Raw genomic sequence first — 21,025 nt, forward strand, 5'->3', positions numbered from 1 at the left:
TTACTTGATCATGTAGATCGTGGCGAAGAGGCCGATCCAGACGACATCGACGAAGTGCCAGTAGTAGGACACGACGATGGCGGCGGTTGCCTGCTCGTGGGTGAACCTCTTGGCGGCGTACGTCCGGCCGAGGACCAGCAGGAAGGCGATGAGACCTCCCGTCACGTGCAGGCCGTGGAAGCCGGTGGTCAGGTAGAACACGGAGCCGTACGGGTCCGACGAGAGCGAGAGGCCCTCGTGCTTCACCAGCTCGGTGTACTCGAAGACCTGGCCGCCGATGAAGATCGCACCCATCACGAACGTGATGATGAACCACGTCCTGAGCTTCTTCACGTCGCCCCGCTCGGCGGCGAATACGCCGAGCTGACAGGTGAGGGAGGAGAGCACCAGGATCGTGGTGTTGGCCGCCGAGAACGGGAAGGCCAAGGCCGAGGCCTTTTCCGCCCAGAACTCGGGACCGGTCACCGATCGCAGGGTGAAGTACATCGCGAAGAGGGCCGCGAAGAACATCAGCTCGGAGCTCAACCAGATGATGGTTCCGACGCTGGTGAGGTTCGGTCGATTGACCGACGGGTGCGCGTGCCCTGTTTCTACTGTCGTTACTGTCGCCACGACCGACATTATGTCGGTCGCTTATCCCGCCCTCACTCCGGGGGGTGCCGTTCGGAGTGTCAGAGGGGCGTGTCCAGCCCGAACGGCCCATCGGAAGCCCCTTCGAACAGGTGCTGAACGGGTGTTGACGGGGTGTGGACCGGAGTAGCATCCCGCGCATCGATCGACGACCTTCCCACGGACTTCCCCACGGAGGAACGATGCAGTCGAGTGCCACGGTCCTGGTCTACAGCGACGACGCGAACACCCGCGCGCAGGTGCGCCTCGCCGCCGGGCGCAGGCCCGCGGCCGACGTCCCGCCGGTCGAGTTCGTGGAGTGCGCGACGCTCCCGGCGGTGCTGAAGCGCCTGGACGAGGGCGGCATCGACGTGTGCGTCCTGGACGGCGAGGCGGTGCCCGCCGGCGGTATGGGCGTGTGCCGGCAGATCAAGGACGAGGTCTTCCGCTGCCCGCCGGTGCTGCTGCTGATCGGGCGCCCGCAGGACGCCTGGCTGGCCACCTGGAGCCGCGCGGACGCCGCGATCACCCTTCCGGTGGAACCGGTGGAGTTCGCGGCGTCCCTGGCCGCCCTGCTGCGCTCCCGCCTGTCGCTGGACGCGTAGCTAGATCGAGGGCCGCAGACGGGCTTTGGCGTCCTCGGTGGCGGTCGGGTCTCCGGACTCCTCCACCAGGGCGCTGCCCTTGCGCCACTTGTCCCACGGCATGTTCCAGTCGCCGAAGCCGTTGCCGAAGGTGTCCATCGTGTCGCCGTAGCTGTTGACGGTCCTCACGATGTCGCCGGGGCGGACGGTCTCGTAGAACCAGGCCGCGTTCCCCGTCGACATGCCGACACAGCCGTGGCTGACGTTCGCCACGCCCTGCGAGCCGACGGACCACGGCGCGGCGTGGACGTATTCGCCGCTCCATGTCACCCGGGTGGCGTAGTAGACCGGCAGGTCGTACGACTCCGAACTGCCTTCCGAGATGCCGATGCTGGTGCCCCGCATCCGGACGTAGTACTCCTTGCCGAGCACGACCTTGATGCCGTTTCGGGTGGAGAAGCCCGGCTTTCCGGTGGTCACCGGAATGGTGTTGATCACTTCTCCGTTGCGCCGGACGGTCATGTAGTGCGAGCCGGCGTCCGCGACCGCCTCGACGCGGTCGCCGATGGTGAGCTTCAGCGGCTTGGACGCGCCGCCGTAGAGCTTGTCGCCCACCTTGAGGCCGTCGAGGTTGGCCGTGGCCGTGACACGCGCGCCGGCGGGCCAGTACTCCTTCGGGCGGAAGTGCAGCTTCTTGTCGTCCACCCAGTGCCAGGAGCCTTCCACGGCGGGCGTGGAGCGGACCTTGAGGCCCCGCTCGACGACCGCGCGGGCCGCCCGGTCCTTCACGGGGAGGGTGAGGTCCGCGGTGATCGGCTGTCCGACGCCGTACGTGCCCGCCTCCGGCCCGAACGTGACGGTCAGGGCCCGTTTGGTCGGGGCCGTCTCGAACGTGTACGTACGGGCGCCTGGGGCGCCGTCCTCGTCTTCGGTGGCCACCCGGACCGTGTAGCGCGTGCCGGCCGCCAGGGCGGCCGTGGAGCGCCAGCGCTGCCCGTCCGCGGTGAGTTCACCCGCCAGGTGTCGTCCTGCGGCGTCGACGGCGGTGACGTCGGTGATCCGGCCGTCCTCGCCCTTGGCGGAGATCTCCAGGGGCTTCTCCGGGTTCGCCTTGGCGCCGCCGGCCGCGGTGCTGATGGCGAGCTGGTCCGCCGCGTCGTAGGGCTTCACGGACAGCGGGTGGCCGTCGGAGCCCGAGCACGCCGTGGCGGCTGCGGTGACGGTGACGACCAGAAGAGTGCAGCTCAGAACAGTCCGAATGCGCGGCGTGTCGTTCATGACTTCACGCTAAGGACATTCCTCGTGACCAGCGCGTTCGAGTACGGCAAACGAGGGGCCCGGCCGCTTCGGTGACGAAGCGTCCGGGCCCCTCGGGTGCTCCGTGACGGAGCGGGGTACCGCTTTTGCTGCTACTGGTTCTGGTTCTCACCGCGGTAGAACTCGAACACCCAGCCGAAGAGGCCGACCAGGATCAGCGGAGCCGAGAAGTACAGGATCCACCAGCCCATCGCGACGGCGAGGAAGGCGAGGGCACCGCCGACGGCCAGCGACAGCGGCTGCCAGCTGTGCGGGGCGAAGAAGCCCACCTCGCCGGCCTCGTCCGAGACGTCGGCTTCCTTGTTGTCCTGCGCCATCGCGTCGACACGCTTGGCCGTGAAGGCCAGGTAGTAGCCGATCATGATGGACAGGCCGAACGCCAGGAACAGCGCCGTCGTACCGACCGGCTCCTTCGACCACACGCCGTAGAGGACGGCCATGGCGAGGATGAAGACGCTCAGCCAGATGAACATCTTGCCTTGGATCTTCACTTGCCGGCCTCCTTCGCGCCCGTGAGGGCCTCGGCCACGTGCCCCTTGTTCTCCAGCTGGTCGACAGCGGCGATCTCGGGGTGGTGCAGGTCGAACGCCGGGGATTCGGACCGGATCCGCGGCAGGGTGAGGAAGTTGTGCCGCGGCGGCGGGCAGGAGGTCGCCCACTCGAGCGAACGGCCGTAGCCCCACGGGTCGTCGACCTCGATCTTCTTGCCGTACTTGGCGGTCTTCCAGACGTTGTACATGAACGGCAGGATCGACAGGCCGAGCAGGAAGGAGGAGATCGTCGAGATCGTGTTCAGCGCGGTGAAGCCGTCGGCGTCGAGGTAGTCCGCGTAACGACGCGGCATGCCCTCGGCACCGAGCCAGTGCTGCACCAGGAAGGTGCCGTGGAAGCCGATGAACAGCGTCCAGAACGTGATCTTGCCGAGTCGCTCGTCCAGCATCTTGCCGGTGAACTTCGGCCACCAGAAGTGGAACCCGGCGAACATCGCGAAGACCACGGTGCCGAAGACGACGTAGTGGAAGTGCGCGACGACGAAGTACGAGTCGGAGACGTGGAAGTCCATCGGCGGCGAGGCCAGGATGACGCCCGTCAGACCACCGAAGGTGAAGGTGATCAGGAAGCCGATCGTCCAGAGCATCGGTGTCTCGAACGACAACGAGCCCTTCCACATCGTTCCGATCCAGTTGAAGAACTTCACGCCCGTCGGTACGGCGATGAGGAACGTCATGAAGGAGAAGAACGGTAGGAGCACGCCGCCTGTGACGTACATGTGGTGCGCCCACACGGTCACGGACAGGCCGGCGATCGCGATGGTCGCGGCCACCAGACCGATGTAGCCGAACATCGGCTTACGGCTGAAGACCGGGATGACCTCGGAGACGATGCCGAAGAACGGCAGCGCGATGATGTACACCTCCGGGTGGCCGAAGAACCAGAAGAGGTGCTGCCACAGCAGCGCTCCACCGTTGGCCGCGTCGAAGATGTGCGAGCCGAACTTGCGGTCCGCCTCCAGGGCGAACAGCGCGGCCGCCAGCACCGGGAAGGCGAGCAGGACCAGGACACCGGTCAGCAGCACGTTCCAGGTGAAGATCGGCATGCGGAACATCGTCATGCCCGGAGCGCGCATGCAGATGATCGTGGTGATGAAGTTGACCGAACCGAGGATCGTGCCGAAGCCGGAGAAGGCCAGACCCATGATCCACATGTCGGCACCGACACCCGGCGAGCGGACGGCGTCCGACAGCGGGGAGTAGGCGAACCAGCCGAAGTCGGCCGCACCCTGCGGGGTGAGGAAGCCGGCCACCGCGATGATCGAGCCGAAGAGGTACAGCCAGTACGCGAACATGTTCAGCCGCGGGAACGCCACGTCGGGCGCGCCGATCTGCAGCGGCATGATCCAGTTCGCGAATCCGGCGAACAGCGGCGTCGCGAACATCAGCAGCATGATCGTGCCGTGCATCGTGAACGCCTGGTTGAACTGCTCGTTCGACATGATCTGCGTACCCGGACGGGCCAGCTCGGCGCGCATGAAGAGCGCCATGAGTCCGCCGATGCAGAAGAAGACGAACGACGTGACCAGGTACATCGTCCCGATCGTCTTGTGATCGGTGGTGGTCAGCCACTTGATCACGACGTTGCCGGGCTGCTTGCGCCGTACGGGCAGCTCGTTCTCGTACGAGTCCTCAGCTGCGGCGGCACCCTGGGTTTCGTTGTGGATGCTCACAGTTGGTTCTTCTCCGCATTCCTGGCCGGGTCCGTCTGCTCGATGCCAGACGGGATGTAGCCGGTCTGCCCCTTCTCGGCCAGCTCCTTCAGGTGCTGCTGGTAGCGCTCCGGAGAGACCACCTTGACGTTGAAGAGCATCCGGGAGTGGTCGACACCGCACAGCTCGGCGCACTTGCCGAGGAAGGTGCCTTCCTGCGTCGGGGTCACCTCGAAGGAGTTCGTGTGACCCGGGATGACGTCCTGCTTCATGAGGAAGGGGACCACCCAGAAGGAGTGGATGACGTCACGGGAGGTCAGGACGAACCGGACCTTCTCGCCCTTCGGCAGCCACAGGGTCGGACCCGGGTTGCCGGTCTGCGGGTTCCGGTCGCCGGGGATACCGGCGTCGTAGACACCGCCGGCGTTCTCCGGGAACGCCTCCAGGAACTTGTCCGGGATCGAGGCGAGGTTCTTGTCCGTCTTGGCGTCGCCCGTGACACCGGGCACGTTCTCGACGTAGTTGAAGCCCCAGCTCCACTGGTAGCCGACCACGTTGACCGTGTGCGCCGGCTTGGGGGTGAGCTCGAGGAGCTTCGACTCGTCGCGTGCGGTGAAGTAGAAGAGCACCGAGACGATGATGAGCGGGGTGACCGTGTACAGCGCCTCGATGGGCATGTTGTACCGGGTCTGCGGAGGTACCTCGATCTTGGTCCGGCTGCGCCGGTGGAAGAAGACTGACCAGAGGATCAGGCCCCACACCAGGATTCCGGTGATGAGCGCGGCCGCCCACGAACCCTGCCAGAGGGAGAGGATCCGAGGCGCCTCTTCCGTCACAGGGGTGGGCATACCAAGGCGGGGGAAGTCTTCCCAGTTGTACGAGCAGCCCGTGGCTGTCGCCAGGATCAGGCCCGCAGTCAGCACCTGCGGCAGCTTCCGCCGCATCGGGCGCCGCGACGAGCGGTCGGAGCCGTTGGGACTCACGTAGCGCCTTCCCGAGAGTCTCGGCCCGCGTTGGTCGGCCACGGCCGTCCGTCTCGCTGGTCGGTCGCCGCCCCGGCCGCGGGCAGGGGTTTGGATGTTTATGCGGACCAAACCCTACTGGACGCTATTTGGGGTCGCGCGGGGAGGGTGCCCAACGCGCCGTCCGAGTCCCCGAAGGGGTGGACTCCGGGGTTCCGGAGGGGGGACCCCGGCGGCCGTACGGCGGCCTGCCGTCGTACCGGGGCGGCCTTCTGACGTGTGCTCACGAGACGCGGACGGACGTACGGACGAAGGTGCGGGCCGGGCGAGTCGGGCGTGTCGGCCGGGCGGGCGGCGGGGGTCGGCCCGGCGGGTCGGGAGGGGCGGCCCGGCGGGTCGGGGAGGGGTGGCCCCGCGGATCGGGGCAGGTCGGCCCTACCGTGGGCGGATGCCGTACTTCGACGCCGCGTCCGCCGCGCCCCTGCACCCCGTCGCCCGCCAGGCGCTGCTCGCCTCCCTGGACGAGGGGTGGGCCGATCCGGCCCGGCTGTACCGGGAGGGGAGGCGGGCCCGGCTCCTGCTGGACGCGGCGCGGGAGGCCGCGGCGGAGGCGGTGGGGTGCCGGCCGGACGAGCTCGTGTTCACTCCTTCGGGAACGCGCGCGGTTCACGCCGGAATCTCGGGCGCCCTCGCGGGCCGTCGGCGTGTCGGGGACGGCCTCGTCGTCTCGGCGGTCGAGCACTCCTCCGTCCTGCACGCGGCGGAGCGGCACGCGGCGGCGGGCGGTTCAGTGACCGAGGTGCCCGTGGGCCGCTCCGGCGCGGTGGACGCGGCCGTCTTCGGAGAGGCGCTCGCGCCCGGCACCGCACTCGCCTGCCTCCAGTCGGCCAATCACGAGGTGGGGACCGAACAGCCGGTCGCGGAGGTCGCCGAGTCCTGTCGGGCGGCGGGCGTGCCGCTGCTCGTGGACGCGGCCCAGTCGCTGGGCTGGGGGCCGGTGGAAGGCGGCTGGTCGCTGCTCGCGGCGAGCGCGCACAAGTGGGGCGGGCCGGCGGGCGTGGGGCTCCTCGCCGTACGGAAGGGGGTGCGGTTCGCGCCCCAAGGCCCTTCGGACGAACGGGAGTCGGGGCGGGCACCCGGTTTCGAGAACCTGCCGGCGATCGTGGCGGCGGCGGCCTCGCTGCGGGCGGTCCGGGCGGAGGCGGCGGCCGAGGCGGCACGGCTGCGGGGTCTGGTGGACCGGATCCGGACGCGGGTGCCGGCGCTGGTGCCGGACGTGGAGGTGGTGGGCGATCCGGTGCGCCGGCTCCCCCACCTCGTCACCTTCTCCTGTCTCTATGTCGACGGAGAGACCTTGCTGCACGAGCTGGACCGGGAGGGTTTCTCCGTTTCGTCCGGTTCGTCGTGTACGAGTTCGACGCTGACGCCCAGCCATGTGCTGCGCGCGATGGGGGTGCTGAGCGAGGGGAACGTCCGGGTGTCCCTGCCGGCCGGCACCTCGGCGGCGGACGTGGACCACTTCCTCGACGTGCTGCCGGGGGTGGTCGCGGCGGTACGGGAGCGGCTCGGCGCCCCGGCGGCCCCGGCCGCGGTCCCGGCGGCCGGCTCCGGCTCGCTCGTGGTGGACGCGCTCGGCCGGCGCTGCCCGATCCCGGTGATCGAGCTGGCGAAGGTGATCGGCGACGTGCCGGTCGGCGGGACGGTGACCGTCCTCGCCGACGACGCCGCGGCCCGCCTCGACATCCCGGCCTGGTGCGAGATGCGCGGCCAGGAGTACGTGGGCGAGGAGCCGTCCGAGGGGGGCGGCGTCGCGTACGTGGTGCGGCGGGTGGCCTGAGAGCCACCCGCCGCACCTCGCACAGGTCCTGTCCGCCGGACAGGACCTAGGGGTGTCAGCCCAGGTGGGACCGGACCTCGGCGGCGGCCTCGTCGCCGTACGCCTTGGTGAAGCGGTCCATGAAGTTGGCGCGGCGCAGGGTGTACTCCTGCGTACCCAGGGTCTCGATGACGAGGGTGGCGAGCATGCAGCCGATCTGGGCGGCGCGCTCCAGGCCGACGCCCCAGTGCAGACCGGTCAGGAAGCCGGCGCGGAAGGCGTCGCCGACGCCGGTCGGGTCGACCTTGGCCGTCTCCTCCGGGCAGCCGACCTCGATCGGGGTCTCGCCGACGCGCTCGATGCGGACGCCGCGCGAGCCGAGCGTGGTGACGCGGTGGCCGACGCGGGAGAGGATCTCCGCCTCGGTCCAGCCCGTCTTGGACTCGATGAGGCCCTTCTCGTACTCGTTGGAGAAGAGGTACGTGGCCCCGTCGAGGAGGGTGCGGATCTCCTCGCCGTCCATGCGCGCGATCTGCTGTGAGAAGTCGGCGGCGAACGGGATCGACCGGGAGCGGCACTCCTCGGTGTGGCGGAGCATCGCCTCGGGGTCGTCGGCGCCGATCAGGACCAGGTCGAGGCCGCCCACGCGGTCGGCGACGGCCTTGAGCTCGATCAGCCGGGCCTCGCTCATCGCGCCGGTGTAGAAGGAGCCGATCTGGTTGTGGTCCTTGTCCGTGGTGCAGACGAAGCGCGCGGTGTGCAGGACCTCGGAGATCCGTACCGAGGACGTGTCGACGCCGTGGCGGTCGAGCCAGGCGCGGTACTCGTCGAAGTCGAAGCCGGCGGCGCCCACGAGGAACGGGCGGCTGCCGAGCTGGCCCATGCCGAAGCAGATGTTGGCCGCGACCCCTCCCCGGCGCACGTCGAGGTTGTCGACGAGGAACGAGAGGGACACCGTGTGGAGCTGGTCGGCCACGAGCTGGTCGGCGAACCTTCCGGGGAAGGTCATGAGGTGGTCGGTGGCGATGGAGCCGGTGACTGCGATACGCACGGCGGGGTGCTCCTGCGGGAAGGTGGTAATGACAGTTCACGCTACCGGGTGGTGGCTTTCCTGCCGAACAGTGGAAACTACCCCAGAGTAGGCCTTTTCTCCGGAGCACCGGGGTGCATACGGTGCGCCCATGAGCCTGCACCCCGCTCCCGGTGAGCGTCACGAGTCCGAGCTGAGCCTCGCCCAGCTGCGCGGCGACAGCGCGCGGATGGTCCCGCACTGGGTCACCCCGGCTCCGCCGGCGCCCGCTCCGGTCTCCCCCGCGCTGATCCACGGGGTCGTCGTACCGGCCGCCTCGGCACGGCTGATCGACGCCACCGCCGAGTACGGCGGCTGACGGACGGAACCGTCCGCCCGCCCGCTCCGTCCCACCGGTGTCTTCCCACAGGGATGCCAGGGTCCGAAGGAGCGATGCCGTGAGCGGTACGGAGAACGGTCGGAGGCGGCGGAGGCTGCTCACCGCCTCGGTGGCGGCGGGCGTCCTGCTCGCCGGTGGCGGCGGGGTGTATCTCGCCGTCGCCGCGACGGCGCCCGGCGAGGCCACGCCCGCCGGGGCCAAGAGCCGGGTCACCGACAGGGCGGCCGCGCCCCCGCCGCTGCGCCTGGAAGGCGACGGTACGGGTGGTGGCGACACGGGTGGCGTCGGTACGGGTGACGGTCCCGGTATCGCCCCCGGTGAGCCCGACCCCGGAGGCGGCCCGAACGGGACCGTCTACACAGCCAAGGGCCCACTCCCCCACGGGCCCTCCTCGGCCGCGGTCCACCGGCCCGGGGGCCTGGTCACCTCGGCGGAGGTGACCAGGCTGGCCGAAGCGCTCGGCCTCTCCGGGAGCCCCGCCCTGGTGGGCGAGGTCTGGACGATCCGGCCCGAGAAGGACGGCTCCGGAGCACGCCTCGACGTGGCACGGAAGGCGCCGGGGAACTGGACGTACTCCTGGTACGACGGCGGCCCGGCCGGCGACAGCTGCCTCAAGGGCAAGGCGTGTCCTCCGCCGGGCGAGACGAAGCCCTTCCCCGGTGGTTCGCCGGTGAGCGAGGCGGCGGCGAAGGCGGCGGCCGCGCCCGTCCTGAAGGCCATCGGCCAGGACGACGCCAAGGTGTCGGCGACGCAGGTGATGAACGGCTCGGTCCGGGTGGTCAACGCCGAGCCGGTGGTGGGCGGCCTGCCGACGTACGGCTGGTCGACGGGGCTCCACATCGGTTCGGACGGCCGGCCGGTCGCCGGGAGCGGGATGCTCAAGGAGCCGGTGAAGGGCGACACGTACCCGGTGATCGGGGCGGAGAAGGCGCTCGCCGAGCTGAACGAGGCCTCGAAGGGCACCGGCCCGATCGGCATCGGCGGCTGCGCCACCGCCCCGCCGGCCGGGGAGCCGGAGGCGGGGAAGCCCGACGCCCCGATGCCGGAGGCGGGGAAGCCCGGCACCGGAATGCCGGACTCGGGGAAGCCGACCGCCGGGCGGCCCGACCTCGGGGAGCCGAGCACGGGATCGAACGCCCCGGGCGCGCCCTGCCAGACGATCGTGGACATGGCGCCGCCGGACCAGGTGCCGGTGACGCGCGCGGTGTTCGGTCTGGCCGCGCAGGACGTGGACGGCGCACGGCTGCTCGTACCGGCGTGGCTGTTCACGGCGGACCCCGCGGACGCGGCGCCGTACACGGTGACGCGGACGGCGGTGGCCCCGGAGCACCTGGCGCCGCCGGCGAAGCCGTCGCCCTCGCCGACGCCGGAGCCCGACGAGGGCACGTCTCCGGCCCGGCAGATCGAGTCGTTCCGGACCGAGGGGGACGGCCGGAAGCTGACCGTCACCTTCTGGGGCGGGGTGTGCAGCGAGTACACGGTGACGGCGCGGGAGAGCGCGGACCGGGTCACGGTGCGGGTGAAGGAGACGCCCACCGAGCCGGGCAAGGCGTGCATCGCCATCGCGGTCGAGGTGACGAAGTCGGTGACGCTCGACCGGCCGCTGGGCGACCGGCCCGTCGTCGACGGGGCGAGCGGGGAGGCCGTGCCGCGCCGCTGATCCCCACCCCAGAGGCACATGCGCGAGGGCGGCGGCCCGGGAGTCCCGGGCCGCCGCCCTCGCGTTCGTGCTGGTGGTGCGACTTAGCTGAACGAGTCGCCGCAGGCGCAGGAGCCCGTGGCGTTCGGGTTGTCGATCGTGAAGCCCTGCTTCTCGATGGTGTCGACGAAGTCGATCGAGGCACCGCCGAGGTAGGGGGCGCTCATGCGGTCGGTGACGACCTTGACTCCGTCGAAGTCCTTCACGACATCGCCGTCGAGCGAACGCTCGTCGAAGAACAGCTGGTAACGCAGGCCGGAGCAGCCACCGGGCTGTACGGCGACGCGCAGGGCCAGGTCCTCGCGGCCTTCCTGGTCGAGGAGGGCCTTGACCTTGGCCGCGGCGGCGTCGGACAGGAGGATGCCGTCGCTGACAGTGGTCTTCTCGTCCGATACGGACATCTGCTTCTCTCCCGGTGTGTACGGAGACTGCTTGCCGACGGTGGTAACCGCCGGTGCCCCGGATTCATTCCGGGCCGCGTGGGGTGTTCCCTCTTTCATGCTCGCACACCCTGTCCCGGAGCGCGGACGGCGAATTCGTCACATCGACACTATGGACATCGTCAACGTGACGGGAAGCGGTTATGATAGATAGCGTCATTTCGACGAAAAGGTTTCCCCGAAGACCCCGAAGAAAGGGTGCGTGACGTGACCACCGCCCAGCCCCTGGATGTTCAGCCGACGCCGCTCGCCCTGCTCCTGCTCGGCCGCGAGGCCGACCCGAAGAGCGAGCGCGGCGTGGAGTGTCCGGGCGATCTGCCGTCGCCCTCCGACCCGGACCTCGTGGAGCGCGCCCGCGCCGCCAAGGAGAAGCTCGGGGACAAGGTCTTCGTGCTCGGCCACCACTACCAGCGTGACGAGGTCATCCAGTTCGCCGACGTCACCGGCGACTCGTTCAAGCTCGCGCGCGACGCCGCCGCCAAGCCGGAGGCCGAGTACATCGTCTTCTGCGGCGTGCACTTCATGGCGGAGTCGGCCGACATCCTCACCACCGACGACCAGAAGGTCGTCCTGCCGGACCTGGCGGCCGGCTGCTCGATGGCCGACATGGCCACCGCCGAGCAGGTCGCCGAGTGCTGGGACGTGCTGACCGAGGCCGGCGTCGCCGAGCAGGTCGTGCCCGTCTCGTACATGAACTCCTCGGCCGACATCAAGGCCTTCACCGGCAAGCACGGGGGCACGATCTGCACCTCGTCGAACGCCAAGCGCGCGCTGGACTGGGCCTTCGAGCAGGGTGACAAGGTCCTGTTCCTGCCCGACCAGCACCTGGGCCGCAACACCGCCGTCCGCGACATGGGCATGTCCCTGGACGACTGCGTGCTCTACAACCCGCACAAGCCCAACGGCGGGCTCACCGTCGAGGAGCTGCGCGCCGCCAAGATGATCCTGTGGCGGGGTCACTGCTCGGTGCACGGCCGTTTCTCGCTGGACTCGGTCAACGACGTCCGCGAGCGCATCCCGGGCGTGAACGTGCTGGTCCACCCGGAGTGCAAGCACGAGGTCGTCGCCGCCGCGGACTACGTGGGCTCGACCGAGTACATCATCAACACCCTGGACGCGGCCCCGGCCGGTTCGAAGTGGGCGATCGGCACCGAGCTGAACCTGGTCCGGCGCGTGGCCAACGCGCACCCGGACAAGGAGATCGTCTTCCTCGACAAGACGGTCTGTTTCTGCTCGACCATGAACCGCATCGACCTGCCGCACCTGGTGTGGACCCTGGAGTCCCTGGCCGAGGGCAACCTCGTCAACCAGATCCGGGTCGACCAGGAGACGGAGAGCTTCGCCAAGCTCGCCCTGGAGCGGATGCTGGCCCTGCCGTAACGGTTCTCCCGTACGTACGCCGGAAGGGGCGCCCCGCGCGATCGCGGAGCGCCCCTTCCGGCTGTCGCCGGGACTCGGGTCAGTCGAGGACGTCCAGCAGGGTGCCGTCCGCCGGGCTGACGTCCGCCTGCTCCGGGATCTCCGCCTGCTCGCCCTTCTTCTTGCCCTTCTCCTTGCCCTTCTCCTTCTCCGTCTTCTTCGTCGCCTTCTTCGCCGCGCGGCGCTCCTTGCGGAGCTCCACCATCGCGTAGAGCGTCGGGACGAGGAGCAGGGTCAGCAGCGTCGAGGTGACGAGACCGCCGATCACGACCACGGCGAGCGGCTGGGCGATGAAGCCGCCCTCGCCGGTGATGCCGAGGGCCATCGGCAGCAGGGCGAAGATCGTCGCCAGGGCGGTCATCAGGATCGGGCGGAGCCGGTGCCGGCCGCCCTCGATGACCGCTTCGACGACGCCCAGGCCCTGGGCCCGGTACTGGTTGATCAGGTCGATCAGGACGATCGCGTTGGTCACGACGATGCCGATGAGCATCAGCATGCCGATCATCGCCGGGACGCCCATCGCGGTGTCCGTGACCACGAGCAGACCGATCGCGCCGGTCGCCGCGAACGGGATCGAGACCAGCAGGATCAGCGGCTGGATCAGCGACCGGAAGGTCGCCACGAGCAGCATGAAGACGATCGCGATGGCCGCGAGCATCGCCAGGAACAGGTTGGTGAAGGCCTCGGTCTGGTCCTCGGAGACACCGCCGATGCTGGCGGTGGCGCCGTCGGGCAGGTCCAGCGCGTTGATCTTCGACTGGAGCGAGGCGCTCACCGCGCCAGTGTTGTCACCGGTCGGCTTGGCCGTGATCGTCGCCGCGCGGGCGCCGTCGATCCGGGTCATGGAGACCGGCCCGGGGACCAGCTCGACGGTGGCGATGTCGCCCAGCTTCACCGGGCCGAGCGGCAGGGCCTTGAGCTCGGCGAGGGTGGTGGCGGGCTTCGCCGAGGTGATGAGGACGTCCCGCTCGCTGTCGTCGAGGATCGCCTTGGCGGCCGGGGTGCCCCGGACGGCCTGGGCGACGATCGCGCCGAGCGAGCCGGTGTCGAAGCCCGCGTCGGCCGCCTTGGCGTTGGCCTTGACGGAGATGCGCGGGACGGACTGGGAGAGGTCGCTCTGGACGTCGGTGACGTCCTTCATCCCGGCGATCGCCGTGCGGACCTCCTCGGAGGCCTGCTCCAGGACCTTCGGGTCGGCGGCCTTGACGACCACGCTCAGGTCCTGGCTGCCGAAGCCGTCGCCGGCCGCGATGGTGGTGTCGCCGATGCCGTCGAGGCCCGCGAGGGACTTCTCGATGGAGGCGCGGGTCTTCTCGTACGCGTCGGAGTCCTCCAGGCTGATCTTGTACGAGGCCTGGTTGGAGCCGGTGCCGCCGCCGAAGGCCGCCATGAAGCCGGAGGAGCCGACGGTGACCTGGTAGTCCTTGACGCCCTCGGTCTCCGCGAGGACCTTCTCGATCTTCTTCGCGGCCTCGTCGGAGGCGCTCAGGCTGGTGCCGGGAGCCAGCTCCTGCTGGATGCTGAGCACCTCCTGCTCGCCCTGGTCGAAGAAGTTCGTCTTCAGGAGCGGGGCCATGCCGAAGGTGACGACGAGGACGACGAGCGCGATGCCGAGGCTCATGATCCGGCGCCGGGTCGCGAACCGCAGGACGGGCACGTACGCGCGCTGGAGACGGCTCTTCTCCTCCTTCTCCTCGGCCACCCTGCGGGCCTCCTCCAGGTCCTCCGAGGTGCCCTTGGGGGCGCGGAGGAACCAGTACGAGAGGACGGGGACCACGGTCAGGGAGACGAGCAGGGAGGCCAGCAGGGCCGCCGTGACCGTCAGCGAGAACGAGCCGAACAGTTCGCCGATCATGCCGCCGGTCAGACCGATCGGCAGGAAGACGGCGACGGTGGTGAGGGTGGAGGAGGTGACCGCGCCGGACACCTCGCGGACCGCGGTGATGATCGCGGCCTGGCGCTCCTCGCCGTAGCCCAGGTGACGCTTGATGTTCTCCAGGACCACGATCGAGTCGTCGACGACCCGGCCGATGGCGATGGTGAGCGCGCCCAGGGTCAGCATGTTGAGCGAGAGGTCGCGGGTCCACAGCACGATCAGGGCCAGGACGACCGAGAGCGGGATGGAGACCGCGGTCACCAGGGTCGAGCGGATCGAGGTCAGGAAGACCAGGATCACCAGGACGGCCATGACGAGACCGAGCGCGCCCTCCGTGGTCAGACCGGAGATCGCCTTGGCGACGGCCGGGCCCTGGTCGGAGACGACGGTCAGCTCGGCGCCCGCGCCGAGGTCGCGGCGCAGATCGGGCAGCTTCTCCTCGACGGCGTCGGAGATGGCGACGGCGCTGCCGTCCTTGTCCATCGTGGCCATGACGGCGAGGCTGGGCTTGCCGTTGGTGCGGGTGAGGGAGACGCTCGGCGACTCCTCCTGGCGGACGGTGGCGACGTCGCCGAGGCGGACCGCCTTGCCCTTGCCGGGGGTGGCCGACGGGATGCGCAGGTCCTCGATCTGCTGGAGGGAGGTGAAGCCGCCGCCGACCTGGATCGTGCGGCTCTTGCCGGCCTCCGAGAAGGAGCCGGCCGGCATCGTGGCGCCGCCGGAGCGGAGCGCCTCGGCGAGCTTCATCGAGCCGATTCCGGCCGCGGCGAGCTTCCGCTCGTCCGGGACGACGGAGATCTGGACGTCCTGGACGCCGCTGACGGAGACCTGACCGACGCCCTCGATGCCTTCGAGGGCGGGCACGACGGTCCGCTCCAGGAGGTCGGCGAGAGCCTGCGGGTCCTTGTCCGAGGCGGCGGCGAGGACGACGGTCGGCATGTCGTCCGTCGAGCCGGCCACGACCTGCGGGTCGACGCCGTCGGGCAGCTGGGCGCGGGCCCGGTTCACGGCCTGCTGGACGTCGGCGACGAGCTGCTTCGTCGACTCGTCGCCGTAGTCGAAGGAGGCCATGACGACGGCCATGCCCTCGGAGGCGGTGGAGGTGACGCCCTTCAGGCCGTCGACGGCCTTGAGGTTGTTCTCCAGGGGTTCGACGACCTGCTTCTCGACCACATCGGGAGAGGCCCCCTGGTACGGGGCGAGGATCGAGACCATGGGGAGCTCGATCGAGGGGAACAACTGCTGCTTGAGCTGCGGTATCGCGATCGCCCCGAACACGATCGCGACGATGGACGTCAGCCCGATCAGGGCCCGTTGCGCGAGGCTGAATCTGGACAGCCAGGACATGGGGTCTCTCTTCTGTGGCGTACTCGTCGACAGGCGGGAGCAGCCAAGACCCCGGCCCTGATCCGCTGGATCCGCCGGAGGTGCCCCCCGCCTATACGATCTGCCATCCGCGCCCGGAAGTCCTCGGCCCCCGGGCCCACATCCTTATCCCGCGCATACCGCGTCTGGAGTACGCCGGAGCCTCCGGTCACTCCACCCTCGGACGTACCAGTCCCGATTCGTACGCCGTGACCACCAGCTGGGCCCGGTCACGGGCGCCGAGCTTGGCCATGGTCCGGTTGACATGCGTCTTCACGGTGAGCGGGCTGACGTCGAGCCGCTCGGCGATCTCGTCATTGGAGAGGCCGCCGCCGACGAGGACGAGGACCTCGCGCTCGCGGGCGGTGAGCGCGGCGAGCCGCTCGGAGTAGGGCCGGTCGCCGCCCGCCAGGGGTTCCAGCCCGCCGCCCTGTGCGAGGAAGGTGGCGATCAGGCCCTTGGTGGCGGCCGGGGAGAGCAGCGCCTCGCCGGCGTGGGCGATGCGGATCGCGCCGAGCAGTTCCACCGGTTCGGCGCCCTTGCCGAGGAAGCCCGAGGCCCCGGCGCGCAGCGACTGCACGACGTACTCGTCGACCTCGAAGGTGGTGAGCATGACGATGCGTACGGCGGACAGCTCGGGGTCGGCGGTGATCGCACGGGTCGCCGTGAGGCCGTCCGTGCCCGGCATCCGGATGTCCATGAGGACGACGTCCGGCCGCTCGGCGCGGGCCAGGGCGACGGCCTGGGCGCCGTCGGCGGCCTCGCCGATCACCTCCATGTCCGGTTCGGAGTCGACCAGGACCTTGAAGGCGCTGCGGAGCAGGGCCTGGTCGTCGGCGAGCAGTACCCGGATCGTCACGCGTCCTCCCCCGTACGGGTCGTCACGGGCAGTATCGCCTGCACCCGGAAGCCGCCGCCGTAGCGGGGTGCGGCGGTCAGCGTGCCGCCGAGCGCGCTGACCCGCTCGCGCATGCCGAGGAGGCCGTGGCCGCCGGAGTCGGCGGGGGCCCCCGGCTGCGGGGTGCCGTCGTCGAGGACGGTGATCTCGACCGTACGGCCCACCCTGACGACGCTCACCTCCGCTTCGGCGTCCGGTCCCGCGTGCTTGCGGACGTTGGTGAGGGCCTCCTGCACGATCCGGTACGCGGCGAGGTCGACGGTCGCGGGCAGGGGCCGGTCGCCGTCGGCGCGGGCCAGGGCGACCGGGAGACCGGCCTTGCGGAAGGTGTCGAGGAGTCCGTCGAGGACGGCGAGGCCCGGGGCGGGCTCGGTGGGCGCCTCGGGGTCGCCGGACTGGCGCAGGAGGCCGACGGTGGCGCGGAGCTCGTCGAGCGCGGAGCGGCTGGCCTCGCGGACGTGCGCGAGGGCCTCCTTGGCCTGGTCGGGCCGCTTGTCCATGACGTGGGCGGCGACGCCGGCCTGGACGTTCACCAGGGCGATGTGGTGGGCGACGACGTCGTGGAGGTCGCGGGCGATCCGCAGCCGCTCCTCGGCGACCCGGCGGCCGGCCTCCTCCTCCCGGGTGCGCTCGGCCCGCTCGGCGCGCTCGCGTATGGCGTCGACGAAGGCCCGGCGGCTGCGGACGGCGTCCCCGGCGGCTGCGGCCATGCCGGTCCAGGCGAAGACGCCGAGGTTCTCCTGCGCGTACCAGTCGGTCGGGCCGAAGATCATGGCGGCGGCGGTGAGCAGGGCCATCGTGACGAGCCCGACGCGCCAGGTGGTGGGGCGGTCGGTGCGGGAGGCGACCGTGTAGAGCGCGACGACGGCGGCCATGGCGATCGGGGCGGGCCGGTTGTCGTTGACGAGTTCGAAGAGGCAGATCGTGACCGTGAAGCAGAGCACCGCGAAGGGTCTGCGGCGGCGGAGCACGAGCGCGGCGGCCCCGACGACCATGATCAGCACGCTCCACACGTCGGGCGGGTGGTCGCCGAAGGTCGGCCCCTCCCGGCTCCCGTGCGGGTCGGTGAAGGACCCGGCGATCATGCAGACCAGCGTGCCGCTCGCGATCACCGCGTCGAAGGCGAGGGGGTGCGCGCGGAACCAGTCGCGGAGGCGGGCGTAGAGGGTGCCGGTGGCGGGTCCGGTGGGGGTCACGTCGAGGAACGGTACGGGGAAAGCGGCGGCAGGGGGAAAAGCGCGGTGTCCCACCACCCCGGAAAGCACGGTGTCCCACCACCCCGGAAAGCACGGTGTCCCACCACACCTGGGGGCGGTGGGACACCGAAGGTCCTTCGTGGGCGTCAGCCCGGGATCAGGCCGTCGTCGGAGAGCATCTCGCGGACCTCGTCGAGACTCGCGTCCGGAGCGGGGAGGATCAGCTCGGAGGGCTCCAGGGCCTCGTCCGGGAGCGGCTCGCCGAGGCGGCGGACCGCGTCGAGCAGGGCGCCCAGCGTGCGCCGGAAGCCCTCGTCGTCCCCCGACTCCATCTCTTCGAGCAGCTCGTCGTCGAGCCTGTTCAGCTCGACGAAGTGGCTGTCGGCCAGCTTCCACTGGCCCTCCCCCATGATCCGTACGATCATGACGCGTCCTGTCTGTCGCCTACTTCTCGAAACGCGGGTGGGACCGCTGCTGCGTCTGGTCCTGCGGCGCGGCCTCGCCGCCGCCCTCGATCGCCTGCTTCTGCGCCGAAGGGCCTCCGGCCAGCTCGGCCTTCATCCGCTGGAGCTCCAGCTCCACGTCCGTACCGCCCGACAGCCGGTCCAGCTCCGCCTGGATGTCGTCCTTGGCGAGCCCGGACTGGTCGTCGAGGGCGCCCGAGGCGAGCAGCTCGTCGATCGCGCCCGCGCGCGCCTGGAGCTGGGCGGTCTTGTCCTCGGCCCGCTGGATCGCGAGACCGACGTCGCTCATCTCCTCCGAGATCCCGGAGAACGACTCGGCGATCCGGGTCTGGGCCTGGGCGGCCGTGTAGGTCGCCTTGATCGTCTCCTTCTTCGTGCGGAAGGCGTCGACCTTGGCCTGGAGGCGCTGCGCCGCGAGCGTCAGCTTCTCCTCCTCGCCCTGCAGCGTCTGGTGCTGCACCTCCAGGTCGCTGACCTGCTGCTGGAGCGCGGCCCGCCGGGACAGCGCCTCGCGCGCCAGGTCCTCGCGGCCGAGCGCCAGCGCCTTGCGGCCCTGGTCCTCCAGCTTGGCGGACTGGCCCTGCAACTGGTTCAGCTGGAGTTCGAGCCGCTTGCGGGAGGTGGCGACGTCGGCCACGCCGCGCCGCACCTTCTGCAGCAGCTCCAGCTGCTTCTGGTAGGAATAATCGAGCGTCTCGCGCGGATCCTCGGCCCGGTCAAGGGCCTTGTTCGCCTTCGCGCGGAAGATCATCCCCATACGCTTCATGACACCGCTCATGGGCTTCGCGCGCCCCCTTCTGACGGACTTCGGCTCCAGCTCTCAACAGGTCCACATTACGGGCCCTGTCTCTATTACCGCACTGTTCGGAGCGGGATGCGCTCCTCCCCAAGGACGACTGCGCGCGGTCTCCCTCCCGCCCAGGGTGTAGATGGATCTCGGGGGTGCCCGGTGGAAACCCCGAGCGTCCCGCGTACGTACCGCCGTAGACGCAGTCCGTTAGCGGATCGTTCCCGCCCGGGCTGGGGTCCATGCCCACCACCCCGTACCCTTGGGTTTTGTGTTCCGTAGCCGTTCGAAGGACGAGAAGGCCCCCACCGACAAGGTGACGGCGGACCCTTCCACCACTCAGCCCCGCGACCCCGAGGCCCCGAAGGGCCGCCCGACACCGAAGCGGAGCGAAGCGCAGACCCAGCGTCGGCGCGCCGCGACGGTGCCGACCGACCGCAAGGAGGCCGCCAAGCGTCAGCGCGAGGCGCGTCGCTCGGACCTGGCCCGGCAGCGCGAGGCGCTGGCGAGCGGTGACGAGCGCTATCTGCCGGCCCGCGACAAGGGCCCGGTGCGCAAGTTCGTGCGCGACTTCGTCGACTCGCGCTTCGCGATCGCCGAGTTCTTCCTGCCGATGGCCGTGGTGATCCTCGTGCTGTCGCTCTTCGGGAACGCGAACCGCGCCCTGCAGAACATCTCGCTGCTGCTCTGGCTCGGCGTGATCATCCTGATCGTGATCGACTCGATCGGCATCTGGCTCCGGCTGAAGAAGCAGCTGAACGAGCGCTTCCCGAACGAGCCGAAGCGCGGCGCCGTTGCCTACGGCCTCATGCGTACGCTCCAGATGCGCCGACTGCGGCTGCCGAAGCCGCAGGTCAAGCGCGGAGAGCGGCCCTGAGCGCCGACAGATCGGACCTCGGCGGGCACGCTTTCGACGAGGGCGCGCCCGAGGGGCGTGCGCTGGACGAGCATGTCTTCGGCGTGGACGCGTCGGCGACGGGCGGCGCCGTGCTGCCCGCCGTCGCGCACTGGCCCGCCGGACACGGCGGGCTGCGCGACACCATCCGGCAGGAGGTCATCGCCCGTCAGCTCGACGAGCAGATATCCGCGCGCTACCCCGTGGGGCAGCGGCTGCGGATCCTCGACGCCGGCATGGGCCAGGGCACACAGGCGCTGCGCCTGGCGCGCGCCGGACACACCGTGACCGGCCTGGAGGCCGATCCCGAGCTGCTGAAGTCGGCGCGCGAGTCGCTGGCGACGGAGCCCGCGGGCATTCGCGAGCGGGTCCGGATGATCGAGGGCGACGGTCGCGAGACCGGCGTCCACTTCCTGCCCGGCAGCTTCGACGTGGTCCTCTGCCACGGCGTGCTCATGTACGCGGACGAGCCGGACGCGCTGCTCGCGGGTCTGGCCCGGATGCTGGCCCCCGGCGGCCTGCTCTCCCTCGTCGTACGGAACGCGGAGGCGCTCGCCATGCGCCCGGGGCTCGCCGGCGACTGGTCGGGTGCCCTCGCGGGCTTCGACACCGATGTCTACACCGACGACAACGGCGTGAAGGTGCGGGCCGACCGGCTCGACGCGCTGACGTCGACCCTCGCGGGGATCGCCGCGCCGCTGCACGCCTGGTACGGCGTGCGCGTCTTCACCGACGGCGTCCCGCCCGAGACGGGCCTGCCGGCCGCCGAAGAGCTGGACCGGCTGCTCGCCGCCGAGGACCGGGCGGGCCGCACGGAGCCGTACCGGCGGATCGCGGCGCTGCTGCACCTCTGCGGCGTCCGGGGCTGATCGCGGGATCCCGGGTGAGCGCCCGTACCGGGCTGCTCCCCTCGCCGCCGACGACCTCCGGGACGAGGACCAGGCCGTCATCAAGATCGTCCTGGAGGGGTGGGGGGGGGGGGGCCCCCCCCCCCCCCCCCGGGCGCGGGGGCGGGCCCCCCGCCGGCAGGGGGGGGGGGGGCCGGGGCTGGGTGACGGCCACCCCCACGAGCACCCGGTGCGCCCC

Annotated in this window: 19 protein-coding genes; 7 read left to right on the forward strand and 12 right to left on the reverse strand. The window is 70.5% G+C overall.

Annotated features, from left to right (window positions below; all coding sequences use genetic code 11):
- Nucleotides 1–621, reverse strand: coding sequence for a heme-copper oxidase subunit III (locus ACFWWU_RS14040; RefSeq protein ID WP_317594362.1), 621 nt, complete (start codon nt 619–621; stop codon nt 1–3).
- Between the two features lie 191 nt (nt 622–812).
- Here ACFWWU_RS14040 and ACFWWU_RS14045 point away from each other — a divergent pair, with 191 nt between their 5' ends.
- The gene (locus ACFWWU_RS14045; protein WP_317594363.1) at nt 813–1,214 is read left to right on the forward strand and encodes a hypothetical protein; all 402 of its coding nucleotides are present in this window, start codon (nt 813–815) and stop codon (nt 1,212–1,214) included.
- On the opposite strand, the gene ACFWWU_RS14050 is transcribed toward ACFWWU_RS14045, so the two are convergent.
- From ACFWWU_RS14050 to coxB, 4 genes are all read right to left on the reverse strand, one after another.
- Complete coding sequence (locus ACFWWU_RS14050) at nt 1,215–2,471, reverse strand: Ig-like domain-containing protein (RefSeq protein ID WP_384143871.1); 1,257 nt, start codon at nt 2,469–2,471, stop codon at nt 1,215–1,217.
- A 131-nt stretch (nt 2,472–2,602) separates the two neighbouring features.
- The gene (locus ACFWWU_RS14055; RefSeq protein ID WP_384143874.1) at nt 2,603–3,001 is read right to left on the reverse strand and encodes a cytochrome c oxidase subunit 4; all 399 of its coding nucleotides are present in this window, start codon (nt 2,999–3,001) and stop codon (nt 2,603–2,605) included.
- Complete coding sequence (ctaD, locus tag ACFWWU_RS14060; protein WP_384143877.1) at nt 2,998–4,734, reverse strand: cytochrome c oxidase subunit I; 1,737 nt, start codon at nt 4,732–4,734, stop codon at nt 2,998–3,000. Before ctaD ends, ACFWWU_RS14055 begins: the two co-directional genes overlap by 4 nt.
- Nucleotides 4,731–5,696, reverse strand: coding sequence for a cytochrome c oxidase subunit II (coxB, locus tag ACFWWU_RS14065; RefSeq protein ID WP_384143880.1), 966 nt, complete (start codon nt 5,694–5,696; stop codon nt 4,731–4,733). Before coxB ends, ctaD begins: the two co-directional genes overlap by 4 nt.
- Nucleotides 5,697–6,123: 427 nt before the next feature.
- On the opposite strand from coxB, the gene ACFWWU_RS14070 reads away from it, so the two are divergent.
- The gene (locus tag ACFWWU_RS14070; protein WP_384143883.1) at nt 6,124–7,512 is read left to right on the forward strand and encodes a cysteine desulfurase/sulfurtransferase TusA family protein; all 1,389 of its coding nucleotides are present in this window, start codon (nt 6,124–6,126) and stop codon (nt 7,510–7,512) included.
- Nucleotides 7,513–7,567: 55 nt separating this feature from the next.
- Here the strand turns inward: ACFWWU_RS14070 and ACFWWU_RS14075 are convergent, their stop codons facing one another.
- On the reverse strand, nt 7,568–8,542 hold the full coding sequence (locus tag ACFWWU_RS14075; protein ID WP_384143886.1) for a carbohydrate kinase family protein: 975 nt from the start codon (nt 8,540–8,542) through the stop codon (nt 7,568–7,570).
- Between the two features lie 130 nt (nt 8,543–8,672).
- Between ACFWWU_RS14075 and ACFWWU_RS14080 the strand changes: the two genes are divergently transcribed.
- Together ACFWWU_RS14080 and ACFWWU_RS14085 are read left to right on the forward strand one after the other, a co-directional pair.
- The gene (locus tag ACFWWU_RS14080) at nt 8,673–8,879 is read left to right on the forward strand and encodes a hypothetical protein (protein ID WP_384143889.1); all 207 of its coding nucleotides are present in this window, start codon (nt 8,673–8,675) and stop codon (nt 8,877–8,879) included.
- A 79-nt stretch (nt 8,880–8,958) separates the two neighbouring features.
- Nucleotides 8,959–10,560 (forward strand): hypothetical protein, encoded by a 1,602-nt coding sequence (locus tag ACFWWU_RS14085; protein ID WP_384143892.1) that lies wholly within the window; start codon nt 8,959–8,961, stop codon nt 10,558–10,560.
- Between the two features lie 83 nt (nt 10,561–10,643).
- On the opposite strand, the gene ACFWWU_RS14090 is transcribed toward ACFWWU_RS14085, so the two are convergent.
- Nucleotides 10,644–11,000, reverse strand: coding sequence for an iron-sulfur cluster assembly accessory protein (locus ACFWWU_RS14090; RefSeq protein WP_015033024.1), 357 nt, complete (start codon nt 10,998–11,000; stop codon nt 10,644–10,646).
- 237 nt (nt 11,001–11,237) lie between these two features.
- Here ACFWWU_RS14090 and nadA point away from each other — a divergent pair, with 237 nt between their 5' ends.
- Entirely contained in the window at nt 11,238–12,419 is a 1,182-nt protein-coding gene (gene nadA / locus ACFWWU_RS14095; protein ID WP_384143895.1) for a quinolinate synthase NadA, read from the forward strand.
- Between the two features lie 79 nt (nt 12,420–12,498).
- Here the strand turns inward: nadA and ACFWWU_RS14100 are convergent, their stop codons facing one another.
- The 5 genes from ACFWWU_RS14100 to ACFWWU_RS14120 all read right to left on the reverse strand — a co-directional run bounded on the left by ACFWWU_RS14100 (nt 12,499) and on the right by ACFWWU_RS14120 (nt 19,035).
- Complete coding sequence (locus tag ACFWWU_RS14100) at nt 12,499–15,681, reverse strand: efflux RND transporter permease subunit (RefSeq protein WP_384143898.1); 3,183 nt, start codon at nt 15,679–15,681, stop codon at nt 12,499–12,501.
- Between the two features lie 187 nt (nt 15,682–15,868).
- Nucleotides 15,869–16,558, reverse strand: a complete 690-nt coding sequence (locus ACFWWU_RS14105) for a response regulator (RefSeq protein WP_384143901.1) — start codon at nt 16,556–16,558, stop codon at nt 15,869–15,871.
- Nucleotides 16,555–17,793 (reverse strand): sensor histidine kinase, encoded by a 1,239-nt coding sequence (locus ACFWWU_RS14110; RefSeq protein ID WP_384143903.1) that lies wholly within the window; start codon nt 17,791–17,793, stop codon nt 16,555–16,557. Before ACFWWU_RS14110 ends, ACFWWU_RS14105 begins: the two co-directional genes overlap by 4 nt.
- 146 nt (nt 17,794–17,939) lie before the next feature.
- A complete protein-coding gene (locus ACFWWU_RS14115) occupies nt 17,940–18,218 on the reverse strand; it encodes a hypothetical protein (RefSeq protein ID WP_384143906.1) in 279 nt (92 codons plus the stop codon).
- A gap of 19 nt (nt 18,219–18,237) precedes the next feature.
- Nucleotides 18,238–19,035: a PspA/IM30 family protein gene (locus ACFWWU_RS14120; protein WP_384143909.1), complete on the reverse strand. Its 798-nt coding sequence runs from the start codon at nt 19,033–19,035 to the stop codon at nt 18,238–18,240.
- 280 nt (nt 19,036–19,315) lie between these two features.
- Here ACFWWU_RS14120 and ACFWWU_RS14125 point away from each other — a divergent pair, with 280 nt between their 5' ends.
- Both ACFWWU_RS14125 and ACFWWU_RS14130 read left to right on the forward strand, forming a co-directional pair.
- Entirely contained in the window at nt 19,316–19,921 is a 606-nt protein-coding gene (locus tag ACFWWU_RS14125) for a DUF3043 domain-containing protein (RefSeq protein WP_317594378.1), read from the forward strand.
- A gap of 110 nt (nt 19,922–20,031) precedes the next feature.
- Nucleotides 20,032–20,808, forward strand: a complete 777-nt coding sequence (locus ACFWWU_RS14130) for a class I SAM-dependent methyltransferase (RefSeq protein WP_384143951.1) — start codon at nt 20,032–20,034, stop codon at nt 20,806–20,808.
- Nucleotides 20,809–21,025 lie beyond the last annotated feature (217 nt).

This window comes from Streptomyces sp. NPDC058650 (assembly GCF_042717315.1).
Taxonomy (GTDB): domain Bacteria; phylum Actinomycetota; class Actinomycetes; order Streptomycetales; family Streptomycetaceae; genus Streptomyces.

Bases quoted from the DNA above. Each gene is read 5' to 3' on its own strand.
- ACFWWU_RS14115 (WP_384143906.1), bottom strand. From the start codon at position 18,218: ATGATCGTACGGATCATGGGGGAGGGCCAGTGGAAGCTGGCCGACAGC.
- ACFWWU_RS14045 (WP_317594363.1), top strand. From the start codon at position 813: ATGCAGTCGAGTGCCACGGTCCTGGTCTACAGCGACGACGCGAACACC.
- ACFWWU_RS14120 (WP_384143909.1), bottom strand. From the start codon at position 19,035: ATGAGCGGTGTCATGAAGCGTATGGGGATGATCTTCCGCGCGAAGGCG.
- ACFWWU_RS14070 (WP_384143883.1), top strand. From the start codon at position 6,124: ATGCCGTACTTCGACGCCGCGTCCGCCGCGCCCCTGCACCCCGTCGCC.
- ACFWWU_RS14090 (WP_015033024.1), bottom strand. From the start codon at position 11,000: ATGTCCGTATCGGACGAGAAGACCACTGTCAGCGACGGCATCCTCCTG.
- ACFWWU_RS14040 (WP_317594362.1), bottom strand. From the start codon at position 621: ATGTCGGTCGTGGCGACAGTAACGACAGTAGAAACAGGGCACGCGCAC.
- ACFWWU_RS14100 (WP_384143898.1), bottom strand. From the start codon at position 15,681: ATGTCCTGGCTGTCCAGATTCAGCCTCGCGCAACGGGCCCTGATCGGG.
- ACFWWU_RS14080 (WP_384143889.1), top strand. From the start codon at position 8,673: ATGAGCCTGCACCCCGCTCCCGGTGAGCGTCACGAGTCCGAGCTGAGC.
- ACFWWU_RS14050 (WP_384143871.1), bottom strand. From the start codon at position 2,471: ATGAACGACACGCCGCGCATTCGGACTGTTCTGAGCTGCACTCTTCTG.